The 26365-nt window shown below is 69.7% G+C and carries 28 protein-coding genes; 18 read left to right on the plus strand and 10 right to left on the minus strand.

What is annotated here, in order from left to right; translation table 11 throughout:
• The first annotated feature begins 40 nt into the window (after positions 1–40).
• Together ACLQ2O_RS32895 and ACLQ2O_RS32900 are read left to right on the plus strand one after the other, a co-directional pair.
• Complete coding sequence (locus tag ACLQ2O_RS32895) at positions 41–1105, plus strand: LppM family (lipo)protein (RefSeq protein WP_425839483.1); 1065 nt, start codon at positions 41–43, stop codon at positions 1103–1105.
• Complete coding sequence (locus ACLQ2O_RS32900) at positions 1102–1296, plus strand: DUF3046 domain-containing protein (protein WP_425839486.1); 195 nt, start codon at positions 1102–1104, stop codon at positions 1294–1296. The genes ACLQ2O_RS32895 and ACLQ2O_RS32900 overlap by 4 nt, the downstream gene beginning before the upstream one ends.
• Before the next feature lie 77 nt (positions 1297–1373).
• Here the strand turns inward: ACLQ2O_RS32900 and ACLQ2O_RS32905 are convergent, their stop codons facing one another.
• Together ACLQ2O_RS32905 and ACLQ2O_RS32910 are read right to left on the minus strand one after the other, a co-directional pair.
• Positions 1374–1940, minus strand: coding sequence for a GrpB family protein (locus ACLQ2O_RS32905; RefSeq protein WP_425839489.1), 567 nt, complete (start codon positions 1938–1940; stop codon positions 1374–1376).
• A gap of 50 nt (positions 1941–1990) precedes the next feature.
• Complete coding sequence (locus ACLQ2O_RS32910) at positions 1991–2782, minus strand: hypothetical protein (RefSeq protein WP_425839491.1); 792 nt, start codon at positions 2780–2782, stop codon at positions 1991–1993.
• A 243-nt stretch (positions 2783–3025) separates the two neighbouring features.
• Here ACLQ2O_RS32910 and recA point away from each other — a divergent pair, with 243 nt between their 5' ends.
• Both recA and ACLQ2O_RS32920 read left to right on the plus strand, forming a co-directional pair.
• Positions 3026–4099 (plus strand): recombinase RecA, encoded by a 1074-nt coding sequence (recA, locus tag ACLQ2O_RS32915; protein ID WP_425839494.1) that lies wholly within the window; start codon positions 3026–3028, stop codon positions 4097–4099.
• Positions 4100–5642: 1543 nt separating this feature from the next.
• Positions 5643–6137: a regulatory protein RecX gene (locus ACLQ2O_RS32920; protein ID WP_425839497.1), complete on the plus strand. Its 495-nt coding sequence runs from the start codon at positions 5643–5645 to the stop codon at positions 6135–6137.
• Positions 6138–6232: 95 nt separating this feature from the next.
• On the opposite strand, the gene ACLQ2O_RS32925 is transcribed toward ACLQ2O_RS32920, so the two are convergent.
• Complete coding sequence (locus ACLQ2O_RS32925; protein WP_425839499.1) at positions 6233–6580, minus strand: hypothetical protein; 348 nt, start codon at positions 6578–6580, stop codon at positions 6233–6235.
• A 347-nt stretch (positions 6581–6927) separates the two neighbouring features.
• Between ACLQ2O_RS32925 and ACLQ2O_RS32930 the strand changes: the two genes are divergently transcribed.
• From ACLQ2O_RS32930 to ACLQ2O_RS32955, 6 genes are all read left to right on the plus strand, one after another.
• Positions 6928–7422 (plus strand): NUDIX domain-containing protein, encoded by a 495-nt coding sequence (locus tag ACLQ2O_RS32930; RefSeq protein ID WP_425839502.1) that lies wholly within the window; start codon positions 6928–6930, stop codon positions 7420–7422.
• 213 nt (positions 7423–7635) lie between these two features.
• Positions 7636–8208: an Rv0909 family putative TA system antitoxin gene (locus ACLQ2O_RS32935; RefSeq protein WP_425839505.1), complete on the plus strand. Its 573-nt coding sequence runs from the start codon at positions 7636–7638 to the stop codon at positions 8206–8208.
• 192 nt (positions 8209–8400) lie between these two features.
• Positions 8401–8895 (plus strand): hypothetical protein, encoded by a 495-nt coding sequence (locus tag ACLQ2O_RS32940; protein ID WP_425839508.1) that lies wholly within the window; start codon positions 8401–8403, stop codon positions 8893–8895.
• 401 nt (positions 8896–9296) lie between these two features.
• Entirely contained in the window at positions 9297–11108 is a 1812-nt protein-coding gene (rny, locus tag ACLQ2O_RS32945) for a ribonuclease Y (protein WP_425839511.1), read from the plus strand.
• Positions 11109–11208: 100 nt separating this feature from the next.
• Entirely contained in the window at positions 11209–11700 is a 492-nt protein-coding gene (locus tag ACLQ2O_RS32950; protein ID WP_425839514.1) for a GNAT family N-acetyltransferase, read from the plus strand.
• Between the two features lie 57 nt (positions 11701–11757).
• A complete protein-coding gene (locus ACLQ2O_RS32955; RefSeq protein WP_425839516.1) occupies positions 11758–12132 on the plus strand; it encodes a nuclear transport factor 2 family protein in 375 nt (124 codons plus the stop codon).
• Positions 12133–12144: 12 nt separating this feature from the next.
• Here ACLQ2O_RS32955 and ACLQ2O_RS32960 read toward each other — a convergent pair whose 3' ends face one another.
• Both ACLQ2O_RS32960 and ACLQ2O_RS32965 read right to left on the minus strand, forming a co-directional pair.
• Positions 12145–12447, minus strand: a complete 303-nt coding sequence (locus tag ACLQ2O_RS32960; RefSeq protein ID WP_425839519.1) for a DUF6458 family protein — start codon at positions 12445–12447, stop codon at positions 12145–12147.
• Positions 12448–12623: 176 nt separating this feature from the next.
• On the minus strand, positions 12624–13535 hold the full coding sequence (locus ACLQ2O_RS32965) for a LysR family transcriptional regulator (protein WP_425839522.1): 912 nt from the start codon (positions 13533–13535) through the stop codon (positions 12624–12626).
• Between the two features lie 70 nt (positions 13536–13605).
• Between ACLQ2O_RS32965 and ACLQ2O_RS32970 the strand changes: the two genes are divergently transcribed.
• Positions 13606–14331, plus strand: coding sequence for an SDR family oxidoreductase (locus ACLQ2O_RS32970; RefSeq protein ID WP_425839525.1), 726 nt, complete (start codon positions 13606–13608; stop codon positions 14329–14331).
• 145 nt (positions 14332–14476) lie between these two features.
• Here the strand turns inward: ACLQ2O_RS32970 and ACLQ2O_RS32975 are convergent, their stop codons facing one another.
• From ACLQ2O_RS32975 to ACLQ2O_RS32985, 3 genes are all read right to left on the minus strand, one after another.
• Positions 14477–15640, minus strand: a complete 1164-nt coding sequence (locus ACLQ2O_RS32975; RefSeq protein ID WP_425839528.1) for an acyl-CoA dehydrogenase family protein — start codon at positions 15638–15640, stop codon at positions 14477–14479.
• Positions 15641–15733: 93 nt separating this feature from the next.
• Entirely contained in the window at positions 15734–16309 is a 576-nt protein-coding gene (locus tag ACLQ2O_RS32980) for a DUF1707 SHOCT-like domain-containing protein (RefSeq protein ID WP_425839530.1), read from the minus strand.
• Between the two features lie 41 nt (positions 16310–16350).
• Positions 16351–16929 carry a DUF1707 SHOCT-like domain-containing protein gene (locus ACLQ2O_RS32985; protein WP_425839533.1) on the minus strand — a complete coding sequence of 193 codons (579 nt, stop codon included), beginning with the start codon at positions 16927–16929 and terminating at the stop codon, positions 16351–16353.
• A gap of 106 nt (positions 16930–17035) precedes the next feature.
• Here ACLQ2O_RS32985 and dxr point away from each other — a divergent pair, with 106 nt between their 5' ends.
• From dxr to ACLQ2O_RS33005, 4 genes are all read left to right on the plus strand, one after another.
• On the plus strand, positions 17036–18262 hold the full coding sequence (dxr, locus tag ACLQ2O_RS32990) for a 1-deoxy-D-xylulose-5-phosphate reductoisomerase (protein ID WP_425839536.1): 1227 nt from the start codon (positions 17036–17038) through the stop codon (positions 18260–18262).
• A complete protein-coding gene (locus tag ACLQ2O_RS32995) occupies positions 18259–19569 on the plus strand; it encodes a M50 family metallopeptidase (RefSeq protein ID WP_425839539.1) in 1311 nt (436 codons plus the stop codon). Before dxr ends, ACLQ2O_RS32995 begins: the two co-directional genes overlap by 4 nt.
• A 24-nt stretch (positions 19570–19593) precedes the next feature.
• The gene (ispG, locus tag ACLQ2O_RS33000; RefSeq protein WP_425839542.1) at positions 19594–20745 is read left to right on the plus strand and encodes a flavodoxin-dependent (E)-4-hydroxy-3-methylbut-2-enyl-diphosphate synthase; all 1152 of its coding nucleotides are present in this window, start codon (positions 19594–19596) and stop codon (positions 20743–20745) included.
• 1130 nt (positions 20746–21875) lie between these two features.
• Positions 21876–22424, plus strand: coding sequence for a nucleosidase (locus tag ACLQ2O_RS33005; protein WP_425839545.1), 549 nt, complete (start codon positions 21876–21878; stop codon positions 22422–22424).
• A 117-nt stretch (positions 22425–22541) separates the two neighbouring features.
• Here the strand turns inward: ACLQ2O_RS33005 and ACLQ2O_RS33010 are convergent, their stop codons facing one another.
• Positions 22542–23663 (minus strand): ArsR/SmtB family transcription factor, encoded by a 1122-nt coding sequence (locus ACLQ2O_RS33010; protein ID WP_425839548.1) that lies wholly within the window; start codon positions 23661–23663, stop codon positions 22542–22544.
• A 236-nt stretch (positions 23664–23899) separates the two neighbouring features.
• On the opposite strand from ACLQ2O_RS33010, the gene ACLQ2O_RS33015 reads away from it, so the two are divergent.
• Entirely contained in the window at positions 23900–25111 is a 1212-nt protein-coding gene (locus ACLQ2O_RS33015; RefSeq protein WP_425839551.1) for a hypothetical protein, read from the plus strand.
• Here ACLQ2O_RS33015 and ACLQ2O_RS33020 read toward each other — a convergent pair.
• Positions 25032–25562: an NUDIX domain-containing protein gene (locus tag ACLQ2O_RS33020; RefSeq protein ID WP_425839554.1), complete on the minus strand. Its 531-nt coding sequence runs from the start codon at positions 25560–25562 to the stop codon at positions 25032–25034. The two genes, ACLQ2O_RS33015 and ACLQ2O_RS33020, sit on opposite strands and share 80 nt — an antisense overlap.
• A 65-nt stretch (positions 25563–25627) precedes the next feature.
• Between ACLQ2O_RS33020 and ACLQ2O_RS33025 the strand changes: the two genes are divergently transcribed.
• Complete coding sequence (locus ACLQ2O_RS33025) at positions 25628–26014, plus strand: MerR family transcriptional regulator (protein WP_425839557.1); 387 nt, start codon at positions 25628–25630, stop codon at positions 26012–26014.
• A complete protein-coding gene (gene trxA, locus ACLQ2O_RS33030) occupies positions 25995–26327 on the plus strand; it encodes a thioredoxin (protein WP_425839560.1) in 333 nt (110 codons plus the stop codon). Before ACLQ2O_RS33025 ends, trxA begins: the two co-directional genes overlap by 20 nt.
• Positions 26328–26365: the final 38 nt, after the last annotated feature.

A 26365-nucleotide genomic window follows, 5' to 3' on the forward strand; every position in this document is an offset into this window, starting at 1 on the left:
CCGGCGCGTTCTGTCCCCCTGGTCTGGAATGATCGGCGTCATGAAGAACCGCTTGCGCATGGCGCTCGTCATCGTGGCGTGCCTGGTCGGCCTGACCGGGTGCGTGAACCTCGATGCGGACCTGAAGGTGAACTCGGACGAGACGGTCTCAGGCACCATGAAGATCGGTGTCGACAAGCAGCTGGTCGAGTCCAGCGGCCAGTCGCTCGACGCCATCCGCAAGCAGGTCGACGAGCAGATCAAGAAGACCGCGACCGCCGGCGTCACCTGCAAGCCGTACGAGGACGACAAGTACGTCGGCTCCGACTGCAACTTCGACAACGTCCCGTTCAGCGACATGGGCACGTCGACGGCCAGCGGCGTCGGCTTCACCAAGGACGGCGACAAGTTCGTCGTCAGCGTGAAGGACACCAGCCTGGGCGCGCAGATCCCGGACAGCGTGCAGCCGGTGATCAACTTCAAGATCACGATGCCTGGCAAGATCCTCGAGCACGACGACGGCGCGCAGATCAGCGGCCGGACGGCGACGTACGACAGCCTGGACAAGCTCGGCAAGGTCTCGCTGACCTCCGAGGCCGGCAGTGCGTTCCCGGTCTGGGCGATCATCCTGATCGTCGTGCTGGTGCTCCTGGCCGCGGCCGCGGTGGTGTTCTTCATCCTGCGTGGGCGTAAGAAGCAGCAGCAGTTCCCGGGCGGCGGCCAGTACGGGCAGTACCCGGGCCAGCCTCAGCCTGGTCAGTGGGGACCGCAGGGTCCGCAGTACGGCGGTCCGCAGGGTCCTGGTGGCCAGTACGGTCAGCAGCCCGGTCCGTACGGTCAGCCTGGTCAGCAGGGCCCGCAGTACGGGCCGCCTGGCCAGCAGTACCCGGGCCAGCCGCAGTACCCAGGTCAGCCGCAGCAGGGTCAGCCCGGTCAGTGGGGTGGCGGCCAGCAGCCTCCGCCGCAGCAGGGTGGGCCGGGCTGGGGTCAGCCGCCGCAGCAGCAGCCTCCGCAGCAGGGCGGCCGGAACCAGCCCCCGCAGCAGGGTCAGCAGCCTCCGCAGCAAGGCCAGCCTCCGCAGCAAGGTGGTTGGGGTGGACCGCCGCAGGATGACGGGCGGGCATGAGGCTTACTGAGTTCTGGGATCGGATGGACCACGCGCTCGGCGCGTCGTACTCGAGGACCTGGGCCGAGACCCAGGTGATCAGCGGTCTCGGCGGGCGCACGGTCGCCGAGGCACTCGCCGAGGGCGAGCACGCCAAGACTGTCTGGCGGGCCGTCTGGGCCCACCTCCAGCTACCACCCAGCGAACGCTGACAACTCTGGCGGGCGGCAAAGCTAGCTGCTCGCCAGAGTCGTTTCCGGCTCGGGCACCGACGTAGTACTGCGATCCGCTACGGCGTCCAGCTGGTCCGGGCCGCCCACTCCTCGGCCGGGAGATAGATCAGGTCGCACACGGGATCCTTGAGGTCGGCGTAGTCGCCCACGTTGTCGAAGGGGAGCGCCGCGGCCCGCTGCTTGAAGTTGCCGTACGCCGCCGCGGTGTCCGGGTGAGCCCGCAGGTAGTCGCGGAAGAGCAGCGCGTACCGCTGGTTGGCGTGGCCGTCTACGCGGATGTGCAGGTTCACGCGGCGGCGGTACATCGGCTCGACGACCAGCCGCTTGACCCACTGCAGCTCCTCGGCAGGCAGGCCGGGCACCGGGTGGTCACGGCGGGGCGGCCTGAGCTCCCAGTCGGCGGCGACCAGGAGCTGGGCGGCGTCGTCGAGCTGCGGCTCGCCGGCGACCGTGGCCTGGATGTCGAGCACGTCCTTGGACGCCAGACCGGGCACGGCGGTCGAGCCGATGTGGTCGATGCGAGTCACGGTGTCGCCGACGATCCGGCGTACGGCCTCGGCCGTCTTCTCGAACTGCGCTGCCCAGCTGGGGTCCGGGCGGACGATGGTGATCGACGAGCTCATGTGCTGATCATTCCAGTACGGGCTGTGCTCGCACAGGTGTTGCCGAGGCGCTAGACCGGCTTGACGCGGAACGAGCTGTCGATGAGCAGGTCCGCGGCGGCGTACGCGGCCTTCTTGATGCCCTTGCGCTCGTCGAAGAAGCCGCCGACCAGACCGACCGCCGGAAGCTTGCCGATGGCCCGTGCACCAAGGCTGCCGCGCGGGCGGTCCTCGAAGACCTCGCCGAGTCCGCCGAACAGTTTGGAGATCCGCCACACGAGCCGGACACCCTGGCGAAGGCCGCGCTCCTCCGACTCGTCGCCGAGCCCCAGTTGCTTGGCGACGTCCTGCCCTGCCTCGGTCGGGTCGTCGTACCGGAGTACGTCGTCCGGCGTGATTGGCCGGCTGGTCAGGACCCGAGCGATCACCGCCGTACGGTCCGCGTGCGCCTCCACGCCGTACTCACGACAGACGGCACCGATCACCATCGCCTGCACGGTGGCACCGAGGGTGTCCTTGATCGGCAGGGCGTCCGCGGCCGCGCCGCTGAGCCGGGGGAGTCCGGCGATCACCGCGGCGAACCCACCGAGCCGGTCGACCCACCAGTCGCAGCGGGTGGCCAGCGGGAGCGTCGGCCACTCGGCGTGCCCGGGCACCTTCATCCGGAGCAACCGGTCGATGGCCAGAATGAGCGCCTTCTCGGCCAGGTTGGGTTGCTCCTGGGCGGAGTACTCGGTCAGGATGCTGCGGATGCCGAACGGGTCCTGGGTGCGCAGCGCGTCGAGCACCGAGTCGAGGCCGAACTCGACCCGGCTGAGCGCGAGGACGACGGCGGAGTCGGGGACGTCCGGACGGTCGGTCACGCTCGTCAGCGTAGGCGCAGCCGGGTTCTCGGGGGATGTCGGCGTGTCAGTTGTGGTTCGAACACGTGTTCGGGTTAGTTTGTGCCGTACGGGATTCGCCGGACGAGGTCCGGGTTGTCCACAGATCCAGGACGGCTCCGGAAATTGTCGGTGGAAACCCATACCTTCTCTGACGACAACGAAATTCCTCCGGGCGGCTGGGACAGCGGCCCGAAACGACTAGATGGGTCAGGTGGCAGTCAGATGGCTGGTGCAGCAGCGAGTGCGGAGCGGGCCGCGGCGGATCGCGAGAAGGCGCTGGCGACCGCGCTGACGCAGATCGAGCGGCAGTGCGGCAAGGGTTCCGTGATGCGGCTCGGTGAACAGAACAGGCCGCCGATCGAGGTCATCCCGACCGGGTCGATCGCGCTCGACGTCGCACTCGGGATCGGGGGCCTGCCGCGCGGTCGCGTGGTGGAGATCTACGGTCCGGAGTCGTCGGGTAAGACGACCGTCGCGCTGCACGCCGTCGCCAACGCCCAGAAGGCCGGCGGGATCGCCGCCTTCATCGACGCGGAGCACGCGCTCGACCCGGACTACGCGGCCAAGCTCGGCGTGGACACCGATGCCCTGCTGATCTCCCAGCCGGACTCCGGTGAGCAGGCGCTGGAGATCGCCGACATGCTGATCCGCTCCGGCGCGATCGATATCGTCGTGATCGACTCGGTGGCCGCGCTGGTGCCGCGCGCCGAAATCGAGGGCGAGATGGGTGACAGCCACGTCGGTCTGCAGGCCCGGCTGATGAGCCAGGCGCTGCGCAAGATGACCGGCGCGGTCAGCGGGACCAACACCACCGCGATCTTCATCAACCAGCTGCGCGAGAAGATCGGCGTGATGTTCGGCTCCCCGGAGACCACGACCGGTGGTAAGGCGCTGAAGTTCTACGCGTCGGTCCGCCTGGACGTCCGCCGGATCGAGTCGCTGAAGGACGGTACCGACTTCGTCGGCAACCGAACCCGGGTCAAGGTCGTGAAGAACAAGGTGGCCCCGCCGTTCAAGCAGGCCGAGTTCGACATCATCTACGGCCAGGGCATCAGCCGCGAGGGCAGCCTGCTGGACCTCGGGGTCGAGCAGGGCTTCGTCCGCAAGGCCGGCGCCTGGTTCACCTACGAGAGCGACCAGCTCGGGCAGGGCCGGGAGAACGCGCGCAACTTCCTGCGCGACAACCCCGACCTGGCCAACGAGCTGGAGAAGAAGATCAAGGAGAAGATGGGCATCGGCCAGGAGAAGATCGCCGCCGACGCCACGCCGCCGGTCGAGGTCGATGTCGACTTCTGATCCCCAGCCCGCGACCGGCCTGACCCAGGCCGAGCGACTGGCGTTGGCCCGCCGGCTCCTCGCCGACGGGCCAACCGGCTCCACCCTCTGGACCCCCGACGGTGCCGGCAGCACCGCGGGGGCCTCCAGCCCTCCGGCGTCATCGCCCGCGCCGGAACCGGAAGCGGCGTCTCGGGCAGAGACACCGCCCACCGAGGCCCAGTCCGCTGAGCCTTCGGTGGGCAGCCAATCGTCGGCTGACCCGACGGACTCGGGCCCGTCTGGCACCGCGCCGGCGAAGAGTCGTCGCAAGCCTTCCGCCGTGCGGCGAACAACTGACGACGACGATGGCGACGGCGACGATGGCGACGGCGACGCCTGGCCGTCCTCGCCTGGGCGGCGCTCCGGCGCGGTCTCCGGCATCCGCGGGGCTGCACCCGAGCTCCCCGATCCGTGGGACACGCTCGATGACGAAGCCCGCCGCAAGAAGTCCCGGCGTGATGCCGCGCCCGAAGAGCCGGACCCGTGGGACTCTCTGGACGCCGGTACGACGTCCGGCGGTGGGACGACCTCCGACGAGCCGGATCCGTGGGATGCGCTGGAGACCAGTTCCACCAAGCCTGCAAAGACTGCAGGCGAGGCGGACCCCTGGGACCAGTTGGAAGCCAAAGGCCGTGCCAAACCCAGCAGTCGTCGGGGTACGCCCTCGCGAGATGTCGACGCGCGCGACGACGCGGACGATTTGGCTGACGCCGGAAGCCCTGCCGCTGCACGTGGGCGCGGACGTGCGAAAGCCGGTCCGCGGACGAAGCGGCGAGCAGCCGACTCAGATTTGAGCGCATCCTCGGGCAAGCCGGGCGGGCGTGGTTCTGCTGGCGACCCGAGCGTGGATGGTTCCGCCGCGGTGCTTCGCATGCGTGGTTCTTCTGATGCGCTGAGCGTGGATGGTTCGGCTGTCGCGCTGGGCGCGGATGGTTCTGCTGCGGTGCTCGGTGTGCGTGGTTCTTCTGATGCGCCGAGCGCGGATGGTTCGGCTGTCGTGCCGAGCGCGGACGGTATCGCCGCGGTGCTCGGCGCTGCCGATGCACCGAGCGCGGATGGGTCCACTGTCGCGCCGAGGGTGCGTGGTTCTGGCGAGCTCAGCGCAGATGGTTCGGCGGCAGTGCCGGGTGCGGGTGCCTCCGCCGGTGAGCCGAGTGCGGCTGAGTCTGGGGCGAATCCAAGTGCGAGTGCGTGGGCCGCTCGACGTGAGCGGGCTGCCGGTGGACGGCCGGGCGCTGGGGCGGCGGATGACGAAGACAACGGTCAGCCTGCGGACGGCCCGTTGGCGCGACGTGGGAGCAGTTCTTCGCGCTCGAGCTCGAAGTCCGCGATGTCGGCCGCGGGCCGTGATTCGGGCGAGGATTCAGGTGGTCGTTCAGGTGGGCGTTCGAGCGGTGGTGGACGTACTGGGCGGAGGCCGAACCGGGGGTACGGGGGGCGGCCGCGACGTGGCGGGCGTGATGGTGATGAGCCGGGAGCGCCGGCGGACCCCGCGTTGGATCGCACTGCCGATCCGCATCAGGTGGCACGGACGATCCTGCTGGACAAGCTCTCCGGGCAGCCGCGGACACGTGCCGAGCTGGCCGACGTACTCGCTGATCGGGAGATCGCCGACGAGGTGGCGGACGAGGTGCTCGATCGCTTTACCGAGGTCGGGCTGATCAACGACGCTGCGTTTGCCACCGCGTGGGTCGAGTCCAGGCATCGAGGGCGAGGACTCGGCAAGCGGGCGCTGGCTCAGGAGCTCCGCCGTCGCGGGGTTGACGACGAACTGGCCCGCGACGCCTTGGAAGAGCTCGACTCGAGCCAGGAGGAAGAGACCGCGCGCGAACTGGTGCGGAAGAAGCTCCGCTCAATGCGTTCCCTCGACCGGCAGGTCGCCATGCGCCGGCTCATCGGCATGCTCGCGCGCAAGGGGTACCCCGGCGGGCTGGCCATGACCGTCGTCAAGCAAGAACTGGCTGCCTCCGACGAAGAACTCCCGCTGCTCAACGATTCAGGGCTCGAGGCCGAGTAGCTGCATCGGGGCAGCCGCTGGCAGCTCGCGCTCGGGTACGTCGAGGCGCCGCCGCCCGAGGGGTGGGAGACCTGCTGACCTCAAGCCCTGCCAGGTCAGCCGACCTCGTCGCTCCAGCGCGGGAGGGGTGCCCGAGCAGGTCCGCACAACATCGTGTCGATGATGTGCGCGTCGACCTCGCGTTCGCGATCACCGATGTCCCCGCCCGAACCCTCGCAGGGCGAGGATCTCTTGGGCAACGGCAACGGCAACGGCAACGGCAACGGCAACGGCAACGGCAACGGGCAACCGCGACGGCAGCGGTAACCGCAACCGCACGGCGACGGCAGCGCAACCGCGACGGCGACGGCAGCGCAACCGCGACGGGCAACCGCGACGGCAGCGGCAACCGCAACCGCAACGCACGGCAGCGGCAGCGGCAGCGATCCGGCGGTCGCGACCACCGCGAGCTCCTAGCCGGAACGGCCCTACTGGTACAGCGGTCGCGGATGGACCAGTCGTTGGCCGAGCGGCCTGGTGGGATCAGCTGGTCCGCAGGCGGCAACTACTTGCTCGGGGTTGAAGGCGCCGCGGGCAACAACTTGTTCCGGGCTCATGCAGGAGGAGGAGAACCGCGGCGAGGTTGTCCTCGGGCTGTGGGATGAGGCAGCACCTTGGTTGTTGCCTGCCGCCCGCTTTTGGGGGAGGACGGGGTGCTGTGGGCAGGACTTCTGCAGCAGTTCGGCGGCCGCTGCAGCGTCGGGCAGGGTCGCCTCGCCGGAGGGGGCCGGCGGGGCAGCAGACTGGGGGGATGGGATATGTGGGGTCTTACACGTGGCAACTGCGGCAGCGGGTGGGGAGTGGGTTGTTGCTGATGCCGGGGGCTCAAGTGGTGGTGGTTGAGGAGGGGGAGCGGATCTTGTTCCAGCGACGGCAGGATTCGGGGCTGTGGGAGATTCCGGCGGGGGCGGCGGAGCCGGGGTCGAGTTTTCGGGGGACTGCGGCGCGGGAGTTGTTCGAGGAGTCGGGGTTGCGGGTGCGGGAGGAGGATTTGGTGCCGTTCGCATCGTTGTCCGAGCCGGAGGTGCACGAGATCACGTATCCGAACGGTGATCGGATGCACTGTTTCGCGTTGTGCTTCGAGGCTCGGGTCTGGGAAGGGGAGCTGCGGGCGGAGCCGGAGGAGGTGAGTGAGGCTGGGTTCTGGGCGGTGGATGAGCCGCCGGGGGAGTTGCAGCCGCAGACCGAGGTGGTGCTGGGGCTCTACCGGACTTACCTGGGGAATGGGCAGTTCCAGGCGCGATGAGCGCTGGATGGGGCGATTTTTCGCGGTTTCGGGCGGAATTTCGGGGGTTGTGGGGTGATGGAGGGGCGGGTTGCAATGCGGGGGGTGGACGGCGAGGGATGTTGACGGGTGTCGGTGACGGGTGTGTCATCCGAAGGAGAGACCGGCTTGGCGCCGGTCGTAGGCTGGGATTTTTCGTTGAGATCCGCCCCTGACACCTCTTTGGAGGGTGCAATGAACGATTTCCAGGAACAGGCGAAGAACTGGCTCCGGAACGTCGTCAAGCAGAACCCGGACAAGATCAAGGCAGGTGTGGAGAAGGCCGGCGACCTGATCGACAAGCAGACCGGCGGGAAGTACGCGGAAAAGGTCGACTCGGTCCAGCAGAAGGTCGGCACGTACGTCGACTCGCAGGGGCGCGGGCCTGCGGGCGACCAGACCGGAGGCGCTGCGAGCGGACCGGCGACGGGCGAAGGCCCGAGCGGTCAGGCTGAGGGGCAGCCGCCGACCGGGCCGGACGACGGTGCGCCGGATGCGGCGACACAGACACCGGGCGCGCAGGTGCCCGACTCGGGTGACTCCAGCGCGGCTGGGACCAAGGCGGGAGATGCCAGCGGGACCGACTCAAATGCGACCGGCTCCGGTGCGAGCGGGAGCGAGGGCTCCGCGGACGGCGGAGTCGTCGGCGGGCAGACGCCTGATGTGAATGACAGCGACGCTCGCTCAGCCGGTTCGGGCACCGAGGGTGCTGAGACCGGCGGTACGGCGACCGGTACGTCGGACGGCGGGTTGCCCGGGCCGAGATAGCCGACGGCTCGGTATGCCGCCGGTGCTTCGCACTCGGCGGGACTGTGACTCCGCACCCCGGTCCACGGATGGCGTTCGCGCCTCCGGGCCCGGGGTTCCGGCGTTTGTGCTCACCCCGCGGCCGCGGCACGCCATGTGTCGCGGAGAGTAGTCGGGCGAATCTAGAATGTGACTCCTGGCAAGGGGGTCGGCATGGGGAGACGGCGACGGGGGCGTGGTGGGAGACCGCCGTTTCAGGCATGGGGGCTGCTGCTCGGCGTGCTGGTCCTGTGGATGGCGGCCGAACAGTACTGGTCCGAGGCGCTCGTCATCGGCGCCATTCTGGGGTTCTACGGTACGGCGGTCCGCCTGACGCGATGCCGGGTCGGGACTACGGCGCACAGGCCGTGCGGCTGGATCGTCCGCGGGATCGTGGGGACCTGCCGCTACCACGTCGGCTACAAGCGCGGTCTGCCGCGCCTGGTCCGCGGTGCCGGCTTCGCTGGATTGCCGACTTTTATGTGGCCGCGCGACAAGTTCGGCGGGCTGGTGGCGACCCGTGCCGAGCCTCAGCCGCGGAGTCCGGCGGTTGCCATGGCATCGGCCAAGGAGCGGCGGTCAGGGTACGACCGGCTGATGGTAGTGCTGGCGATGGGTGGGTTCGCCGTGGCTGTGGTCGGGGTGGTGCGCGACTTCGTCGCGGGGTGAACAGGGGCCGCGGTGAGGACGACCGTCGGTGGGAGTGTGTCCGTCTTGACCCTGTGGATAGGCGCGCTTAGCCTCGGAATCAGTAAGGGGACTGTCCACCCGGACGGTTGATGACACAGCAGAGGTCGGCCGGTTGGCCGAGGTCGGAACGTGCGCAGGCGCGGTCCGGGATACGAAACCAGAGCTCTTACGAGCTTGCCGGCGGTGGGCGCACAGCCTGTCGCCGCATAGGAACGGACCCGGCGCTCACCGGGGAGGAACGCCGGCGGTGCGCAGCCGACGGCGGAATCCCGGGTTGGCGCGTTCCGGCGTACCGTCTTCTGGCGTTCGGGCCGCTGTGTGGTGATCCCTTCGACAAGAGCTGGTCACGCCCGGGCGTGGCTCGATGAGGGGAGACGCCGATGCCGCAGCTTTCGGCCGGGCCGTACGCCGTGATCTCGTACGCCGCGACGTTGACGGCGACATCCGTCGGGCTGGTGGTCGTCGGTCTCCTCGTGGTCGGGTTGCTCGCCTGGATCGGGTGGACGCTGACCCGGCGCAAGGGCTCCGAAGCGGCCGCAGCGGAGGCGAACGCGAAGCTGGAGGCCGCCACGGCGATCGCCGAGGCGAAGTCGGTGGGCGACCGGATCCGGCGCGAGGCCGAGGACGAGGTCGCGGCTATCCGGACGCGTGCGAAGGAGTCCGAGCAGCGCAGCGAGGAAGTACGCCGGCAGGCCGAGCAGCAGGCCGAGGAGGTACGTCGCCAGGCCGAGGTACGCGCGAAGGAGATCGAGCAGCGTGGCGATGAGGCGCGTCGCCAGTCGGAGAACCGGGCCTCGGAGATCCGCCAGGAAGCTGAGCAGCGGGCGTCCGTCGTACGGCGGGACGCTGAGACCGAGGCGCAGTCGATCCGCGACGACCTGCGGGAGCAGCGGCTGGAGATGGAGCGGCGCGAGCACCGCCTGACCGAGCGCGAGGAGCGGCTCGACGAGCAGCAGCGCGGGATCGCCGATCAGCAGAACGAGCTCACCGGTCAGCTTGCCGAGCTCGACCGGCAGCGCGCCGAGATCCGTGACCTGGAGGACGAGCGGCGCCGGATCCTCGAAGGCGTCGCGAACCTGACCAGCGAGCAGGCCAAGGCCGAACTGGTCGCCGCGCTGGAGGCCGAGGCGAAGCGGCACGCGCACACGATCGTTCGCGACATCGAGCGCCAGGCCCAGGACGAGGGCGAGATCAAGGCCCGCAAGATCATCACCGGCGCGGTCCAGCGGCTCGCGTCGGAGCAGACCAGCGAGTCGGTCGTGTCGGTCGTGCACCTGCCCAGCGACGACATGAAGGGCCGGATCATCGGCCGCGAGGGCCGCAACATCAGGTCCTTCGAGCAGACCACCGGCGTCAACCTGATCATCGACGACACCCCCGAAGCGGTCCTGCTGTCCTGCTTCGACCCCGTACGGCGGGAGACCGCGCGGCTGACGCTGGACTCGCTGGTGCTGGACGGCCGGATCCACCCGAGCCGGATCGAGGAGATCTACGAGCGCAGCAAGGGCGAGGTCGCCGAGCTGTGCATGCGTGCGGCCGAGGACGCGATGGCCGAGGTCGGGATCACCGACCTGCACCCGGAGCTGGTGCGGACGATGGGACTACTGCGCTACCGGACGTCGTACGGGCAGAACGTGCTCAAGCACCTGATCGAGTCGGCACACATCGCTGGGATGATGGCCGCCGAGCTCGGGCTGGACCCGAAGCTGTGCAAGCGCGGCGCGTTCCTGCACGACATCGGCAAGGCGCTGACGCACGAGTCGGAGGGCAGCCACGCGATCGTCGGTGCCGACCTGGCCCGCAAGTACGGCGAGAACGACGACGTCGTGCACTGCATCGAGGCGCACCACAACGAGGTCGAGGTCCGGACCGTCGAGGCCGTGCTGACCCAGGCGGCGGACGCGGTCAGCGGTGGCCGGCCGGGCGCGCGGCGCGAGTCGCTGGAGGCGTACGTGCAGCGGCTCGAACGGCTGGAGGAGATCGCGATGCACCACGACGGCGTCGAGAAGGTGTTCGCGATGCAGGCCGGTCGCGAGATCCGCGTGATGGTGCTGCCGGACGCGGTCGACGACATCGCCGCTCAGGTGATGGCGCGCGACATCGCCAAGCAGGTCGAGGAAGAGCTCACCTACCCGGGCCAGATCCGCGTCACCGTCGTCCGCGAGTCCCGCGCGACGGAGGTCGCCAAGTAGTCGCTGTACGGCGCGGGCGAGCCGTGCTGGGTCTGCCGGCACGCGAGGGTGTTCCGGAAAACGGGCTGCGACTCCGGACCAGGGTGACTACGGTCGGGGCGTGCTCGAGATCAGACCCGCAACGCGTCAGGACGTCGACCGACTGGTCGATGCCGCCGGATCGCCTGCCCAGCGGGCGCATCTGGAGAGCCGGTGGGTGGAGCAGGAGCGCGGCGATGCGTTCCTGCTGGCGCACGACGAGAGCGGGATCGTCGGTCAGACCAGTTTGCTGCGGACGTCGAAGTACGCCGAGGTCGCGGCGGCTCATGACCCGGCTGAGATCAACGGGTTGCACGCCTACGTGCAGGGTGCCGGCGTTGGATCGGCGCTGATCGCGGCGGCTGAGGAACTTGCCGGCGCCTGGGGGCGCGGCGCGATCGGTCTCGCGGTGGGGTTGGACAATCCGGGGGCAACACGGTTGTACGCCCGGCTCGGTTATCAGCCCGCGCAGCTTCGCGTCATCGACGAGTGGACCGAGGTGGATGCCGACGGCACCGTTCTGGTCGCTCACCGGGACCCCTGCGACTACTTGCTGAAACCGTTGCCCCAGTAGCTTCTCTTCAGCCGCGTCCCCGGCGCATGCTGAAGCTGAGGGGAAGGGGTGGTCGCGATGACCGACCGGAATCGCGAGGTGCTGGAGGGGCTGTGGCCGAGCGACGGAGTGCTGAAGCTGTCGGCCGAGGACGAGCACACGCTGCGGGCCGAGGACTACGTGCTGGAGATGCCGCAGTCGGGTGAGCGCCTGGTGGGTCGGGACAAGATGCTGGCGCTGCAGTCGGAGTACCCGAACCCGCCGTCGATCGAGATCCAGCGGATCGTCGGCGAGGGCGACCACTTCGTGGTGCTGGGGCGTTCGGACTACGGCGGGGAGATCTTCTACGTCGCGAACGTCGTGGAGTTCCGCGACGGCCGGATCGCGCGGGAGACCCGCGTCTACGGGTCGCCGTTCGACCCGCCGGCCTGGCGAGCGCCGTACACGAGCTGAACCCGTACGGCGTCAGCGGTGCTCGGTCGGGCGCTCCTTGTACTCGGTCGGGGTGACGTCGATCTCGTGCTCGAGCGGGTACGAGTGCGGCTCGGTGCTGTACTGCTCCTCGACGCGCGGCTTGATGATCGCCGTGTCGTCGTGCTCGACGTGATTGCGGTTGGCGACCCGGTACGACAGCCACATGCCGGCCAGGCCGGCCAGCATAATGACGACGCCGACGACGGTGAAGTCGATCGGGCCCGAGGTGTCGCGGATCGCGAACGCGATGATCGCACCCGCGGTCACCAGCGTGATTCCGACGCCGATACGCATCCTGTGCCTCCGTCTCCTGGCCGCGGGCGGCCAATCACTTGGGCGGGGGATGGGGTGACGTTGCGTTGTCCTTGCTCACTCCCAGTACCCATCTAGTCCAGTTGGCATGCACAACCGGGCGGGAAGGTCCTGTCATCGACTCTACGGCGCGGCGACTGATCGGGTGCCGGCTTGTCTCACACCGCTTCCAGCTGACGTGCGATGGCAGCCGGAATGCGCAGACCGGTCGCCTGCGCGTTGGCGACGAACTGCGCCACCAGGACGTCGCCCCTTCCGGTCGTCAACGCGACGACCTCCCGCGACTGCGGCGGATCAAGCCGGTGCACAGTGCCCGCGAATCCGGCCGGGATACTGCTCACCGGTACGACGGCCGCTCCGAGCCCGGCCGCTGCCAAAGCCGGCGCTGACGTGATTTGCCGGGTGCGGATGACGACCTCGGGGAGCACCTGGTGCTCGGCCAGGAGTCCGTCGAGCCAGCCGGCCAGGCCGTGCGGACCGGCGTACTGGATGAGTGGGTAGCCGTGCAGCGCGCTGATCGGGACGGGGCCCGGCCTGCTGCCGAGGGGATCGCCGGTGGGGAAGACGACGACGAGCTCCTCGCTCGCGATCAGTTCGACGGCGCCGTCCCAGCGGGTGGGGCGCGGGCTGATCGCCAGGTCGATCTCGTCGCTGGTGATCATCGCGGCGAGGGCGTCGGCGCTGTTCTGCTCCTGCAGGGCCAGTCGCACGCGGGGATGACGGCGTCGCCAGCCGCGTAGCAGTGGTGCCAGCAGACCGGCGGTCATCGAACCCGCGCAGCCGATCCGTAGCTGCCCTTCGTCCAGGGCGCTGACCGCACGGCCGGCTCGCACCACGCGGTCGGCCGCCTCCAGAGCATCCTGAGCGTGCCGCAGGGCCTCTCGTCCGGCTGAGGTCGGGCGGATGCCGCGGGGGAGTCGTTCGAGCAGCGGAGAGCCCAGCTCTTGTTCCAGGACCGCGATCTGGTGGGAGAGCGCAGGTTGCGACAGGTGGAGCCGCGCTGCCGCGCTGGTGATCGACCCGGCCTCGACGGTGGCGACGAAGCACTCCAGGGCGCGCAGAGTTGGCATAGATGGAGTCTATGGGAGGGATCGAGAACTGGTCTTTGTCTGGATGGCTTGAGCTGGCCAGGCTGGAGGCATGACGACAACGGCAGAGCTCGAAGGCAAGCAGGTTGTGATCGTGGCGGGTGGTTCCGGTATCGGCCGGCAGTTGGCGCAGGATGCCGTCGATCAGGGCGCGCTGGTGACGATCACCGGGCGCAGCGCCGACGCGGTCCAGGCAGTGGCGGACACGATCGACGGCTCGGTGGCGACGGCGGTCGTTGACCTGGGCAACGAAGAGTCGATCGCCGGGCTGGCCACCGAACTCATGCGGCGCGACGTGGTGGTCGACCACCTGATCTCCCTGGCCAACGCGCCGGCGAAGGGGCCCGTGGAGAAGCTGGAGCGGGAGGCGATCATTCGTGCGTTCGACGCGAAGGTGATCGGTGCGCTGCTGCTGGTCAAGCACCTGCGGCCGGTGGGGTCCGTGACGCTGTTCTCCGGCGTCGTCGGCTGGCGGCCGAAGCCGGGGATGGCGGTGACGACGACAACGAACGGTGCAGTCGCGTTTCTTGCGCAGGCGCTGGCCGTCGAGCTGGCACCGGTCCGGGTCAACGCCGTCTCGCCGGGCATCGTCGACTCCGGAGCCTGGGACGGGATGGGCGCGGACCGCGACACGATGTTCGCCGGCGTGGCCGCGAAGAATCCGGCGCGGCGGATCGGCAGCCCACGGGACATTTCGCAGGCTGTCCTGAGCGCGATCACCAACCCGTTCCTGACCGGCACGGTCCTGCACCTCGACGGCGGCGCCCGCCTGGTCTGACTCCCCACCGGGCGGCTCCGCAGTCCCGCGACCGTCGGCTGCGCAGCCCCGCGACCGCAGGCTCCGCAGCGGCGCGACTGCCGGCCCCGCAGCCCCGCAGCCCCGCGGCTGCCGGGGCGCCGCCCAGGGGCTCAGCTCGGACGGCTCAGCGGAAGGCGGACTGCCCCGTCAGCGCCTGGCCGATCACCAGTTGGTGCACCTCGGACGTGCCCTCGTAGGTGAGCACCGACTCGAGGTTGTTGGCGTGCCGGAGCACCGGGTACTCCCCGCTGATCCCGTTCGCGGCCAGGATCGTGCGGCACTCGCGGGCGATCGCGATCGCCTCGCGGACGTTGTTGAGCTTGCCGACGCTGACCTGCTCGGGCCGCAGCGTGCCCTTCTCCTTCAGCCGGCCCAGGTGCACGGCGAGCAGGACGCCCTTGTTCAGCTCGACGGCCATGTCGGCCAGCTTCGCCTGCGTCAACTGGTACGCCGACAGCGGCTTGTCGAACACCTGCCGCTCACCGGCGTACGAGATGGCCGTCTCGAGACAGTCCCGGGCCGCGCCCATCGCGCCGAAGATGATCCCGAACCGGGCCTCGTTCAGGCACCCGAGCGGGCCCGACAGCCCGCGCGCCTCCGGGAGCATCGCCGACGCCGGCAGCCGGACGTCGGTCAGGATCAGCTCGGACGTCACCGACGCCCGCAACGACAGCTTGCCGGTGATCTCCGGCGCCGAGAACCCCGCCGTGTCAGTCGGTACGGCGAATCCGCGCACCCCGTCGTCGGTCCGCGCCCAGACCACCGCGACGTCGGCCACCGAGCCGTTGGTGATCCACATCTTCGACCCGTTCAGGATCCAGTCGTCGCCGTCACGCCGCGCGCTGGTCCGCATCCCGCCGGGGTTGGAGCCGAAGTCGGGCTCGGTGAGCCCGAAGCAGCCGATCGCCTCCCCGGCGGCCATCCGTGGCAGCCACTCGGTCTTCTGCTCCTCGCTGCCGTACTTCCAGATCGAGTACATCGCGAGCGATCCCTGCACCGACACCAGCGACCGCATCCCCGAGTCGGCCGCCTCGATCTCCAGGCAGGCCAGCCCGTACGCGACCGGCCCGAGCCCGGCGCACCCGTACCCGGTCAGGTGCATGCCGAGCAGCCCGAGCGCGCCGAGCTCCTTGGCCAGGTCGCGCGCGGGGATCGACGCCGACTCGAACCACTCGGGCAGCGACGGGCGGAGGCGCTCGTCGGCGAACCGGCGGGTGGTCGCCCGGATGGCGACCTCTTCCTCGGTGAGCAGCGAGTCCACATCGACGAGATCCAGCGAAACGGTCATAGCGCCAAAGTATCCGTAAGCGGGCCTGCTAGTCCCTGCGGTAAACCCCACAGCTGGCTGTGGGTTGCCTCACCTCGTGGGGTGTGGAAATCCTCACTTGCTGTAGAACGGCCACCACCAGCGCCGCTTGCGTGGGTGCCGAACGGTCACCGAGCTCCACTTCGCCGAACCGGTCACGACCAGCCGTACGCCGTCCTGCCCAGCCGGGCCGGTCTTGTTGTGGGCGGAGCTGCCGACGACGTCGATGTCGTCGAGGTTCACCACCCACCCCTGCGGCACGATGATGGTCATCGAGCTGTGCTTGAGCTCGGTCGCCACGTGCACCTGCGGCCGGCGTACGACGGCGTCGGTGAAGTCGAGCTTCACGCTGGAGTGCTCGGCGAGCGTTACCACCCGCTCGGGGACCTGCCACGCGCCTTCCCGCTTCTGTGCGCTGTGCTTCGCCCGGATGGTCAGCTCGGCCGCACCGGTGGGCTCGGCGGGGACCAGGTCCGCAGTCGCCGCGCGCAGCTCGATCTCGGTCTTGGCGGCGTAGATCTGCGTCAGCCGCTCGTCCAGCTCCTGGAAGTCGAGCCGGCCGTCCCCATGGGCTTCCTGCACCACCGAAGCGGCCTGCTCCCGGTCGCGGTCGGAGGCGCGACGGGCGGGCGGCGGCTGTTCCAGACTCATAAGGCCAAGGTATCGCCGCGAGCGGTCCGGCGTGCCAGGAGTCAGTGCGAGCGTCGTCCCCAGGACCGGGCGTGCCGGACGATGATCCGGCTGTGGGTCGCCCGCCCGGTCACGCGCAGCAGGACGCGGGCGGCCGTCGTACCGGGGGAGCGGGTGCGGTTGCGGACCGTTCCGTGCTTGACCTGGACGTCCTCGATGTCGACCAGCCAGCCCTCCGGGACGACCAGCACCACCGTGCCGTGCCGGGCGGTCGCGTCCACCTGGATCTCGGCGGTCTCGACGACCGCCGCGGTGAAGTCGAACTTGATCCGGCAGTGCACGGCCTCGGCGATGATCTGCCGCGGCACGCGCCACGCGCCGGTGCGCACCTGCGTCCGGTGCTCGGACCGGACGGTCAGGACCTCCCGAGCAGGTCCCTGTACGACGGGCAGCGGCACCAGGTCGGAGGTGATCGCCTTGAGCTCGAGCTGGGTCTTGGCCGAGTAGACGCGAGTGAGCCGCTCGTCCAGCTCCTCGACGTCCAGCCGGCCGTCGCCGTGCGCCTCCTGGACGATCGAGGCCGCTCGGTCCCGGTCCTGGTCGGTGGCGCGCAGACCTGGCTGAGGGTGCTCGAGACTCATGCCCAGCACGGTAGCCGCGGGGTGGGGCCACGGTGAACGACGAGTTGTCCACAGGACGTCGTACGGCGAATCGCTGGCGAGGGGCCCGACCTGAAACAATGGCCGGGTGAATCCGCGTACCGTCGTCATCCTCGGCTCGACCGGCTCCGTTGGCACCCAGGCTCTCGAGCTGATCGGGCGCAACCGTGACCGGTTCCGCGTGTGCGCGCTGTCGGCGGGCGGCGGCAACGTCGACCTGCTGGCGCGGCAGGCGCTGGAGTTCGAGGTCGACGTGGTCGGGGTCGCGAAGGCGACGGTGGCGCAGGACCTGCAGCTCGCGTTCTACGCCGAGGCGCAGCGCCGGGGGTACGCGCAGGGCGAGTTCAGGATCCCGAAGATCCTGACCGGGCCGGACGCGTCCAGCGAGCTCGCCGCGATGCCGTGCGACGTCGTGCTGAACGGCATCACCGGGTCGCTCGGGCTGCAGCCGACCCTGTCCGCACTCGACGCGGGCAACACGCTGGCCCTGGCCAACAAGGAGTCCCTCGTCATCGGCGGCCCGCTCGTCACGCGGCGGGTCAAGCCGGGCCAGATCGTGCCGGTCGACTCCGAGCACAGTGCGATCGCCCAGTGCCTGCGTGGCGGCAGTGCCGACGAGGTACGTCGGTTGGTGCTGACCGCGAGCGGTGGGCCGTTCCTGGGCCGGCCGCGGTCCGAGCTGGCCGAGGTGACGGTCGAGCAGGCGCTGGCGCACCCGAACTTCGCGATGGGCCCGGTCGTCACGATCAACTCGGCCACCTTGGTCAACAAGGGGCTCGAGCTGATCGAGGCGCACCTGCTGTTCGGCGTACCGATCGACCGTGTGGACGTCGTCGTGCACCCGCAGCAGGCGGTGCACTCGATGGTCGAGTTCACCGACGGCGCCACGATCGCCCAGGTCGGGCTGCCGACGATGACGCTGCCGATCGCGCTCGGCCTCGGCTGGCCCGACCGGATACCGGACGCGTCGCCGCCCTGGGACTTCGCCGAGGCGAGCAACTGGCAGTTCCTGCCGCTCGACGGCGAGGCGTTTCCCTCGGTTCAGCTGGCCCGCGAGGCCGGCACCCGGGGCGGCACGGCCCCGGCCGTGTTCAACGCGGCGAACGAGGTCTGCGTGCAGGCGTTCCGGGACGGCCGGCTGCCGTTCCTGGCGATCGTCGACACCGTCGCCCGGGTCGTGACCGACCACGACGTACCCTCGTACGAGGAACTGTCCATCGACGACGTGCTCGCCGCGGACGCCTGGGCGCGCACCCGGGCCCGTGAGCTGACCGGCGCCGGCAACGACAACGGCCAGGAGACCACACAGGCATGACCGCTCTACTGACCCTCATCGGCGTGGTTCTGTTCGTCGTGGGCATCCTCGTCTCGGTCGGCCTGCACGAGGTCGGTCACATGGTCCCGGCGAAGCTGTTCGGGATGAAGGTGACGCAGTTCTTCGTCGGCTTCGGCCGGACCGTCTGGTCGGTCAAGCGTGGCGAGACCGAGTACGGGATCAAGGCGATCCCGGCCGGCGGGTTCGTCCGGATCATCGGCATGATGCCGCCGGCCAAGGGCCAGGACCCGACCAAGGTCCGCAAGGCCAACACCGGGCCGATCCAGTCGATGGTCGAGAACGCCCGCAGTGCGGAGTACGAGACGATCGAGGCCAGCGACGACGGCCGGCTGTTCTACCAGAAGGTTTGGTGGAAGAAGCTGATCGTGATGGCGTCCGGGCCGCTGGTCAACGTGGTGATCGCGTTCGTGCTGTTCGGCGGCCTGTTCATGCTGTACGGCGCGAACGTCGCGCAGACCACCGTCGCGACCGTGACCGACTGCGTCGTCCCGGCCTCGCAGGCCTCGGCCGACCGCAAGTGCCAGTCCGGTGACCAGGTGTCGCCGGCCAAGCAGGCGGGCTTCCAGGTCGGCGACAAGATCGTCTCCTTCAACGGCACGGCGATCGACAGCTGGGACCAGCTGACCCCGCTGATCCGCGCCAACACCGACAAGCCGGCCACGATCGTGGTCGAGCGCAACGGTCAGCCGACCACGCTGCAGACCTCGACGATCGTCAACCAGGTCCGCGACGACGCCGACGCCGACAAGTTCGTCCAGGTCGGCTTCCTCGGCGTCTCGCCGGAGCAGAAGGTCGAGCGCCAGGACTTCGGCTTCGTGGTCGACAAGATGGGCGAGCTGACGGTCGCCACCGTCAAGGCCCTCGGCAACTTCCCCGAGAAGCTGGTCGGGGTGGCCAAGTCGATCGTCGGCGGCGACCGCGACCAGGACAGCCCGATGAGCGTCGTCGGTGCCAGCCGGGTGGCCGGCGAGGTCGCGTCGAACCAGGACCTGACCGGCGGTGCGCGGATCGCGTTCCTGGTCTCGCTGCTCGCTTCGCTCAACCTGTTCCTGGCCCTGTTCAACTTCATCCCGCTGCTGCCGCTGGACGGCGGGCACATGCTCGGCGCGATCTGGGAGGGCATCAAGCGCGGCTTCGCCAAGCTGCTCGGCCGGCCCGACCCGGGGTACGTCGACGTCGCCAAGCTGCTACCGATCGCCTACGTCGCGGCCAGCGTGATCGTGGTGATGGGCGTGCTGCTCGTCATCGCCGACATCGTCAACCCGATCCGGCTCTTCAACGGATAACCCTCTTCAACGGTTAAAGGAAAAATGAGCATCTCCCTGGGCATGCCCGCGCTGCCTCCGCCGACCCTCGCCCCGCGCCGCAAGACCCGCCAGATCAAGGTGGGCAAGGTGCTGGTCGGTGGCGACGCGCCCGTGTCGGTGCAGTCGATGACCACGACCCTGACGTCGGACGTCAACACCACGCTGCAGCAGATCGCGGAACTCACCGCGGCCGGCTGCGACATCGTCCGGGTCGCCTGCCCGTCGCAGGACGACGCCGAGGCGCTGCCGGAGATCGCCAAGCACTCGCAGATCCCGGTGATCGCCGACATCCACTTCCAGCCCAAGTACGTGTTCGCGGCGATCGAGGCCGGGTGCGCGGCGGTCCGGGTCAACCCGGGCAACATCCGCAAGTTCGACGACCAGGTCAAGGAGATCGCCAGGGCCGCCAAGGACCACGGCACCTCGATCCGGATCGGCGTCAACGCCGGCTCGCTGGACCCGCGGCTGCTGGAGAAGTACGGCAAGGCCACTCCCGAGGCACTGGTCGAGTCCGCCGTCTGGGAGGCGTCGCTGTTCGAGGAGCACGACTTCCACGACTTCAAGATCTCGGTCAAGCACAACGACCCGGTCGTGATGGTGAAGGCCTACGAGCTGCTGTCCGAGCGCGGCGACTGGCCGCTGCACCTCGGCGTCACCGAAGCCGGCCCGGCGTTCCAGGGCACGATCAAGTCGTCGGTCGCGTTCGGCGCGCTGCTGTCGCAGGGCATCGGCGACACGATCCGCGTCTCGCTGTCCGCGCCGCCGGTCGAGGAGGTCAAGGTCGGCCTGCAGATCCTGCAGTCGCTGAACCTGCGCGAGCGCAAGCTCGAGATCGTGTCCTGCCCGTCCTGCGGGCGCGCCCAGGTCGACGTGTACACGCTGGCCGAGCAGGTCACCGCCGGCCTCGAGGGCATGGAGGTCCCGCTGCGCGTCGCCGTGATGGGCTGCGTCGTGAACGGCCCGGGCGAGGCCCGCGAGGCCGACCTCGGTGTTGCCTCCGGCAACGGCAAGGGCCAGATCTTCGTCAAGGGCGAGGTGATCAAGACCGTGCCCGAGTCGAAGATCGTCGAGACCCTGATCGAGGAAGCGATGCGGATCGCCGAAGAGATGGGCGAGAGCGTCGACGGCGGCGAGCCAACGGTGACGGTCGGCTAGTTCGTACGGCGCCTGGCGCCTGGCGCCAGGCACCTGGCACGTGTCGTCCGGTGCCCGGTGATGGGTCTGCGTCAGGCGAGCCTATGAACGCCTCCCAGTTCGCGTCGCGACGGCTGGCGCTTGCTGCCTGCCGCCCGGCGCTTGTCGTACGGTGCCTGGTGCCTGGTGCCTGGTGCCTGGTGCCTGCCGGACGTCGCCCGTGCCTGGCGTCTGGTGCCTGCCGGACGTCGCCCGTGCCTGGCGTCTGGTGCCCCGGTGCCGGTGCCTGCCGGATGCCGCCTGTCGCCCGGTGCCCCGTCGCGTCGGTGTCCGGTGCCGGTACCTGTCGGACGTCGCGTGTCGTCCGGTGCCCCGTTGCCTGTCGCCCGGCGACGGGCGTACGTGTGGTCTCGTGGCGGGGAACCGCGTGGCTTGTGGTCTTGCGGTGGGCGAACGGCAGGGCCTTCGTTGACTCGCGGCGGGCGATCGCCGTTGGCCGTACGGCTGGGCCGGACGACGCCGATGCCGGTGGTCGCGTTCGGGATCCGCACCTGATGGCTGCGGTCCGCTCGCCGGCCGCCTTGACGGGCGCGAGCGCGGGCCCTCGTCCGGCGCCTGCCCGAGTCGGTGGTCACGTGCGTCACCAACGATGGTCGATGTCGGGGGCGAGCCGGAGCCCGGCCCCGACGATCGCCGTCGGTGGTTGATGTCGGATCGGGCCTGAGCCCGGCCCTGACGATCGCCGTCGGTGGTTGATGTCGGATCGGGCCTGAGCCTGGTCCCGACCGTCGCCTCGGTGGTCGATGTTGGGTCGGGCCTGAGGTCGGTTCCGGCGCTCGTGGTTGGTGGTTGATGTCGGGTCGAGTCCGAGCTCGGCCTCGACCCGCGATGGGTCTGCGAGCGCGGCGGCCGTTTGATCTCTTCGCCTGTGTGGTGGGGCTGGTGACTTCTCCCGGGGCCTCGGGGAAGATCCGGCCGGCGCTGGGTTGGGCAAACTCAGAACGCTTGTCGTGAGGGGGCCACGGGTTCGGCCGTGGCGGACGGGCGCTCTAGCAGCAAGGCGCGAACAACTCGGTGCAACCGGCCGAGGGGGCCGTTGACGAGGCTGACGGTGAAGCCTTGCGTTGCTTGGCGCCGGTACGCTTCGGGGCGTGACTCGGTATCTGGTGGTCGGTGCGATCGCGGGTGAGACGAAGTACGTGCCCGAGGGGATTCCGGTCGTGTTGACCGGGGTCGGGAAGACGGCGGCCGCGGTCGCGACCGCGAGGGCGCTTGCGGGGATGGACACTACCGATCTCGTTGTGCTCAACGTCGGTACGACGGGTGCGCTGCGCGACGGGCTGTCCGGGGTGTTCCTGCCCAGCGAGGTGATCAACCACGACGTCAACGCCGACGCGGTCCGCGCGATCGGGCTGGACCCGAAGGAATCGCTCAGGATCGAGGGTGGGGACGGGACGGTGCTGGCCTCCGGCGATGTGTTCGTCACCGACCCGGCGGTGCGTGATCGGCTGGCGCTGCGGGCGCAACTGGTCGACATGGAGGCGTACGGCGTGGTGTTTGCGTGCCACGAGTTCGGCGTACCGGTGCGGGTGGTCAAGCACGTGTCGGACAGCGCTGACGAAGCCGCGATGGACTGGCCCGCTCTGGTCGACGCCAGCGCGAAGGTCCTCGGCGAGTGGGTGCGTCAAGAAGTCAGCTAGGTGTCTTGGCTCAGGGCGACGGTTGCTTGAAGTCAGCTAGGTGTCCTGGTGCGCGGCAACGGCCGGCCCGAAGCCGGTGGGTGTCGTGGCTTAGGGCGTCGGCGGGCTTGAAGGCGGCTAGGTGTCTTGGCCCAGGGCAACGGCTTGGCCTGTCTTGGTTTGCCAGTAGAGGACTTGGCGGCCGGAGCGGCGGCGGTGGAGTAGGCCTGCGTCGGAGAGGACGCGGAGGTGGTCGGCTACGCCCGCCAGGGAGACGCCTGTGGTTGCTACCAGCGACGTCGTACTGACTGGGGCGGCGGCTTCGACCAGGATGCGGGCTCGGTTGCGGCCGAGCAGGCGGACCAGTGGTTCGGCCAGCGGCTGGACGGCGGCGAAGATGCCGGAGACCGGGTACGTGATGGCGAACTGGTCCGGGAGGCGCCAGGTCACGCTGGAGCGCAGGCTGTGGGTGGCGATGAACATCAGGTCGTGGCCGCGGACGTCGGTCGGTGGGAAGTTCGTGCGGTTGACCTGGAGGCGGCCGTCGCCGAGCCAGCGGATGTCGGGGCCGAGGCCCTCCAGTACGCCGGACCAGCCGCGGGTGCTGAGGCTGGAGGTCCGGGAGACGATGTCCGCTTGGAGGACGCGGTAGCGGCGGGGCCAGTCGGGCTCGATCGTGGTGGTCCAGATCCAGCCCAGCAGGCCGGCGACTTCGGCGGCCAGGTTGTGGCCTTCGGCAACCAATGGTGAGAGGGCTCGGAGATCGTCGGGGGAGGGGATGCGGTCTGCTTCGGAGACGCTGGGGGTGCGGTGGGAGTTGTCCGTGGGGCTGGAGTCGGGGTGGCTGCGATCCGCGGCGTCGGTGCCGGCGTCGAGCGAGAAGCGGGCTCTGTGCACCCGGCCGGCGAAGGACGATTCCGATGGCGAGAGCGTGACCAGCAGGTCGGCGCGGATCTGGTTGTCCGGGAGAGCGGCGAGAGGGGCGATCTCCTCCTCGAAGGTGAGGTCGGGTGCCAGTGGCGGGACGGTGAGGAAGTCGGCGGTCCAGCGTGGGCCGAACGATGCGTCGAGGACGGCGGCGCCCAGTGGGTGGGCGGCCAGCTCGGCGTGCCAGCCGGGAAGGTGCAGGTCGCGCCAAGCGCGGTACCAGGGTTGGGACGGTTGGCGGAGCATCTTCAGCGCGGACACGGTCTCGGTCAGCTGGGAGGTGCCGAAGCGCGCGTTCACCAGTACGTCGGCGTCGACCAGGAACTCGGACAAGAGCACCTCCGATGAGCGGGCGGACGGGCGGCCGGGCCGGGTGAGCGGGCGGATGGACGGGGTGGTGGAGGGGTGAGCGGCCGCGGCTTCCGCAGCGGTCAGTGGGACGGTGCTCGCGATGGGCTGAGGCGGGCGGGGCGGAGGTGAGCGGCGGCACGCCACCCGAACAGACCGGCGACGTTTCGGTTCCAGGCGAAACTGTAGGCTCCCGCGCGCCGTACGGCGAGGGTTTGGGGATGAGCACCTACCGCGAGATCTTCCGCCGGACCGAGTTTCGCAGTCTCTGGCTGAGCAGTGCGCTCGGCAACGCGTCGTCGACGATGACGAGCCTGACGCTGGCCATCGTGGTGAACGACCAGACCGGGTCCGCGCTGCTGACCGCGTTCGTCATGTTCGGCCCGTCACTCGCGCAGGTGGTCGGGGCGTCGACGCTGATGTCGGCCGCCGACACGGCTCGCCCCCGGCGGATACTCGTGCTGCTTGCCGCACTCTCGACAGCGGCCGTCGCGGTCCAGGCGGCGTTCGATCTGTCCTCGGCAGCCCGGGTGATCCTTACCCTGGCCGTCGCCTACGGACTGAGCATCGGCGCCGGCGTCCGCTGGGGCCTGCTGAACGAGGTCGTCGCACCCGATCAGTTCGTGCTCGGCCGTTCGGCGATGAACCTCTCGGTCGGCGCCATGCAGATCGCCGGCTTCGGCGCGGCCGGACTGCTGCTTCAGGTGCTCAGCCCGAACCAGGTCTTCTGGCTGGCGACCGCCTTCGCCGCGCTGGCCGTCCCGGTCCTCCGCTTCGGCCTGCAGGACCGCGCGCCGCGCAGGGTCGCCCGGACGACTCTCCGCGAGACCTGGCGCGGCAACCGCGCCCTGCTGCAGAGGCCGAACACCCGCCCGCTCCTGCTGGCCCTCTGCATCCCCAACGGCCTGATCGTCGGCTGCGAGGCCCTCTTCGTCCCGTACGCCGGTGCGGGTGCGGGCCTGCTCCTGGCAGCAGGCGCCGCCGGCATGATGACCGGCGACCTGGTGGTCGGCCGCTTCCTCACCCGCACCTCTCGCCGGAAGGTGAGCGCCTACCTGCGCTTCCTGCTCGCCGTACCGTTCCTGGGCTTCGCCGCAAACCTGCCGCTCGGCGCACTGGCTGCGCTCGTCGCCGTGGCCTGCACCGGGTACGGCGCTTCGCTCGCCCAGCAGGAGCTGCTCACCGACGCGACTCCCGTCGAGCTCCGCGGTCAGGTCCTGGGCCTCGAGTCGGCCCTGCGCATGACGACCTTCGGCATCACCGCGGTCATCGCAGGTGCCACCGCCGACCTGGTCGACCCGACCGCGGTGATCACCGGGCTCGCCGTACTGTCCCTGCTCGCCTCGGCCGTGCTCACGCGCCCGCTGGCGAAGGTGGCCCGGCAGTCAGCAGGTGCTCAAGCACCTTTGTCTCCCGCACCAGCCACCGCATGACGCCGGCGCCTCGCTCCTGCACGGCGCGGTTGGCCTGCAGGGCGTCGGCGACGGCGATCCAGCGGGGGACCAGTTCGAGCTCGGCCTCGTAGCCCTCCAGCTGCTGCTCGGCAAAACCTGAAGCAGACGACGAGCAGAAGTAGTAGTGCGACGTCATCTTGAACACCCGGTACTCCGGCTCAGCAGCCCGCATGTACTCGATCGTGCTGCCGAACGACAGTCCCACCTCGACGTCCGCCAGCCCGCACTCCTCGACGAACTCCCGCTGCAACGCCGCCGTCTGGTCCTCACCGGCCTCGACCCCACCGCCCGGGAACTTGTAGTCGCCGTGCCGCGAGCCGAGCATCAGCAGCTCGTCCCCACGGAACAACGCACCCCGTACGGCGGTGCGCTGCAGGGTCCTGCCGGTCAGGTCCAGATCCGCGTCGTGCCGAAAGCTCCCGAGCATCATGCTGGCTATTCTGGCTTGACCTTGACCCCAGGGGCAGGGTTTAGCGTCGGTGTCGAGGAGGCGGGATGCAGATCGGGGACCTGGCGGCCGAGGCCGGAGTGACGGTCAAGGCGGTGCGGTACTACGAGGCGCAGGGACTGCTGAAGCCCGAGCGGGAGCCGAACGGCTACCGCCGGTACAGCGCGGAGGACGTCGTGATCGTCCGCGAGGTGAAGGCGTTGCTGAGTCTCGGGCTGACCGCGGAGCAGACCTACCCGTTCATCGAGTGCCTGCGGGCCGGCAACGACCGGGCCGACGTGTGCCCGGCGTCGCTGTCGGCGTACCGGTTGCGGATCGCGGAGGTGGATCGGCGGATCGCCGAGCTGACCGACCTGCGCGGCAAGCTCACCGGCCTCCTCGCCGATGCCGAGAACTGGAGAAGGAGACCGACCCATGGCCCTGCAGATTGCTGATCAAGGCAACTTCGACGAGATCGTCCTGAAAGCCGGCAAGCCCGTCCTGGTGGACTTCTGGGCGCAGTGGTGCCCGCCGTGCCACCAGATCGTCCCGGTGCTGGAGCAGATCGCGATCGAGCGCGCCGGCCGGCTGAGCGTGGTCAAGCTCAACGCCGACGAGAACCCGGAGATCCCGGCGCGCTACCGGGTGATGGCGATGCCGACACTGATGCTGTTCCACCACGGCGACCTGGTCTGGTCCGTCGTCGGCGCCCGCCCGAAGGCGTGGCTGCTGGAGAACCTGGACGACGCACTGCTCGCCACGGTCTGACCCGCAGAGCCGCGGCCGTCCAGGCGGCCGCGGCTCTG

The sequence above is a fragment of the Kribbella sp. DT2 genome (assembly GCF_049844575.1).
GTDB lineage: Bacteria > Actinomycetota > Actinomycetes > Propionibacteriales > Kribbellaceae > Kribbella.